This window comes from Pseudomonas sp. 39004, assembly GCF_028682155.1.
Classification (GTDB): domain Bacteria; phylum Pseudomonadota; class Gammaproteobacteria; order Pseudomonadales; family Pseudomonadaceae; genus Aquipseudomonas; species Aquipseudomonas capeferrum.
Genome location: NZ_JANIAG010000298.1, coordinates 1 through 3,505, shown reverse-complemented (window position 1 = coordinate 3,505; position 3,505 = coordinate 1). Strand labels below are relative to the sequence as shown.

Below are 3,505 nucleotides of genomic sequence, written 5' to 3'. Positions count from 1 at the left end.
CGGGCTGAACCAGGTGCTGTCGTACGACATGGGCGGCACCACCGCGAAAATCTGCATGATCGAGCAGCAAGTGCCGAAAACATCGCGCACCTTCGAGGTGGCGCGGACCTGGCGCTTCAAGAAGGGCAGCGGTATGCCCATTTCCATCCCGGTGATCGAGATGGTCGAGATTGGCGCCGGTGGCGGCTCCATTGCCAGTGTGGATGCCATGCGCCAGATTCGCGTCGGCCCGCACAGCGCCGGCTCCGAACCCGGGCCGGCCTGCTACGGGCGTGGCGGCGAGCAGCCGACCGTGACCGATGCCGACCTGCTGCTGGGGCGGCTGGACCCGGAAGCTTTTGCCGGGGGCTCGATCACCCTCCACAGCGACGCCAGCAGCGCTGCGCTGGACAAAGCCCTGTGCGGCCCCTTGCAGGTAGACCAGGCCACCGCTGCCTTTGGCTTGAGCGAAGTGGTCGATGAAAACATGAGCAACGCGGCGCGCATGCACGCTGTGGAGAACGGCAAGGAGCTCAGCGAGTTCACCATGATCGCATTTGGCGGTGCGGCGCCGCTGCATGCCGCCCGGTTGTGCGAAAAGCTTGCGGTGGCAGACCTGCTGATCCCGCCTGGCGCCGGTGTAGGTTCGGCGATCGGCTTTTTACGCGCACCGTTCGGCTTCGAGAGCGTGCGCAGTGCCTACATGCGCCTGAGCAGCTTCGATGCGGTCAAGGCCAAGCAGATCATTGACGAATTGATCGAAGAGGCCAGTAGCTTTGTACGCACCGGGGCCGGCAGCGCCGAGCCTACGCTTGAGTGCATGGCATTCATGCGTTACGTCGGCCAAGGCTGGGAGTTGCCGGTGAACGTCCCGGTGGAGCAATTGGGCGGGGCAGACGGGCAGGCCCTCAAGGCCGGTTACGACCGTGAATACGAAGCCTTCTTTGGCCGCACGATCGATGGGCTGGATATCGAAGTGGTCAGTTGGTCGTTGCGTGCAAGCTCTGCCGTCGCCAAGCCGCAGCAGCGGTCGCTGACCGAAAAGTCAGGGCCGGCGCGCATCAGCGGTAAGCGCCGCTTGTTCGACGCACGCCTGGAGGGTTTCCAGACTGCCGCCGTGGTCGACCGCGAGCACATGCGTGCCGGCGACTGGGTAGCTGGCCCGGCCGTGATCACCGAACGTGAAACTACCACCATCGTTACCGCCAGCCGTGAAGCCATCATGCAGGCTGACGGTTGCCTGCTGCTGCGCGCCGTGAAGGCCTGAGGAGTACACCATGAGCCAACAAACCCTGACCGATGTGCGCATGCAGATCATGTGGAACCGCCTGATCTCGGTGGTCGAAGAGCAGGCCCTGACGCTGATCCGTACAGCCTTCAGCACCAGCGTGCGCGAGTCCGGCGACCTGTCTGCCGGCGTGTTCAACCAGGCCGGCGAAATGATCGCCCAGGCGGTGACGGGCACGCCTGGGCACGTCAACGCCATGGCTGAGGCGGTCGGCCATTTCATTCGTGATATCGGCCGCGATCACCTCTTCGAGGGCGATGTGTACATCACCAACGACCCCTGGAAGGGCACAGGCCATCTGCACGACTTCACCGTGGTATCGCCCAGCTTTCGCGCTGGCAAGCTGGTCGGCTTCTTCGCCTGTACCGCCCACGTGGTGGATGTGGGCGGCCGTGGCTTCGGCCCGGACGCCAATGAGGTATACGAGGAGGGGATTTTCATCCCGATCATGAAGTTTGCCGAGCGGGGTACGGTGAACCGTGACCTGGTGAATCTGATCCGCAACAACGTACGCGAAAGCCGCCAGGTGGTGGGTGACATCTACTCGTTGGCGGCCTGCAATGAAATCGGCCACCGGCGCCTGATGGACATGATGGGCGAGTTCGGCCTGGAAGACCTCGAGCACCTGTCGCAGTTTGTCTTCGAGCGCAGCCACGCGGCGACCCTTGAGCGCATCAATGCCTTGCCCAGGGGGCTGTATCAAAACCTGATGCGGGTGGACGGCTACGACACACCGATCGACATCGCCGTGGCGCTGACCGTCGCCAAAGACCAGATCACCGTGGATTTCGCCGGCACATCCGGGCCGAGCAAAAAAGGCATCAACTGCCCGCTGATCTACTCGACGGCGTATGCCTGCTACGGCATCAAGTGTGCGATCGCTCCGGATATTCCCAACAACCATGCATCGCTGAAGCCGTTCAAAGTGGTGGCGCCCACCGATTGCATCCTCAATGCGCAACGGCCTGCGCCAGTGTCGGTGCGCCATGTGCTCGGGCATTTGGTGCCGGACGCGGTGCTAGGGGCGATCCATCAACTGCTGCCGGGGCAGATTCCTGCCGAAGGGGCTGGGGCACTCTGGAACCTGCACGTCAGTGTGCGCCCGGTACAGCCCGGCGAAGGCTCGGAAGGCGCCGAGGTGCTGCTGTTCAATAGTGGCGGTATGGGCGCGCGCCCAGGCCTTGACGGGCCCAGTGCCACAGCGTTCCCCAGTGGAGTGCAGTCGATGTCGATCGAGGCCACCGAGCAGGTCGGGCCGGTGGTGTTCTGGCGCAAGGAACTGCGCGAAGGTTCTGGTGGTGCTGGCAAGTACCGCGGCGGGCTGGGGCAGGTGGTCGAGATTGCACCCAAGGATGGTTATGAAATCTGGTTCAACGCCATGTTCGACCGTGTCGCCCACCCGGCACGCGGCCGTGAAGGGGGTGAAAACGGCGCGCCCGGCGTGGTGCGGCTGGACGACGGCACACGCCTGGCCACCAAGGGCCGCCAGTATGTCCCGGGCGGTAAACGACTGGTGCTGGAACTGCCCGGTGGTGGTGGCTACGGCCCGGTGGCGGAGCGTTCGCCAGCAGCGCTGGCGCAGGACCTTGCCTTCGAATATGTGCGCGAGGGTAACTGACATGAGCGTCCATCAATCATTTGCCATGCGGGTCGAGCAACTGGGCCTGCAGTTGCCCGAAGTGGTACCGGGCAACAACCCCTTTGTCGCCACCCGCCGCGTCGGCAACTTGCTGTTCGTTTCCGGCCAAGGCTCCAAGCGCGATGGCCAGGCGCTGTTCATCGGCAAGGTCGGCGTGCACATCGACCTGAGCCAAGCCCGCGAAGCGGCCAGGCTGTGCACGCTCAACGTGCTGGCGCATGTGGCCCAGGCAGTGCAGGGCGACCTGGCGCAGGTCAAAGGCTGCGTGCAACTGCGCGGTTACGTCAATGCGGTGGATGACTTCACCGAATCCGGCGCGGTCATCGATGCCGCCTCGCAATTGCTGGTGCAAGTATTGGGCGAGCGTGGCCAGCATACCCGCACGACTATTGGCGTGAGCTCCTTGCCCAGAGGTTTTGCGGTGGAGGTGGACGCGGTATTCGAACTGGCCTGACCGCCACACGCAAGCCCATCTTCAGCCTTGAACAGGGCGCGCAGGCTCCTGCGCGCCCTCACACACCAATAAAAACAAGAGCGTGTAGACCATGAAGATAAAAAGCTTACGTTGGTGGGTAGTGCAGACCCAGCTCCACTGCACG

Annotated in this window: 3 protein-coding genes; all 3 read left to right on the top strand. The window is 63.6% G+C overall.

What is annotated here, in order from left to right:
- The coding region (locus NP534_RS26235) for a hydantoinase/oxoprolinase family protein (RefSeq protein ID WP_274100660.1) at positions 1 to 1,246 on the top strand (1,246 nt) is incomplete at its 5' end.
- Positions 1,247 to 1,256: 10 nt separating this feature from the next.
- Positions 1,257 to 2,885 (top strand): hydantoinase B/oxoprolinase family protein, encoded by a 1,629-nt coding sequence (locus NP534_RS26230; protein ID WP_274100659.1) that lies wholly within the window; start codon positions 1,257 to 1,259, stop codon positions 2,883 to 2,885.
- Between the two features lies 1 nt (position 2,886).
- The gene (locus NP534_RS26225) at positions 2,887 to 3,360 is read left to right on the top strand and encodes a RidA family protein (RefSeq protein ID WP_274100658.1); all 474 of its coding nucleotides are present in this window, start codon (positions 2,887 to 2,889) and stop codon (positions 3,358 to 3,360) included.
- The last annotated feature ends 145 nt before the right edge of the window (positions 3,361 to 3,505 follow it).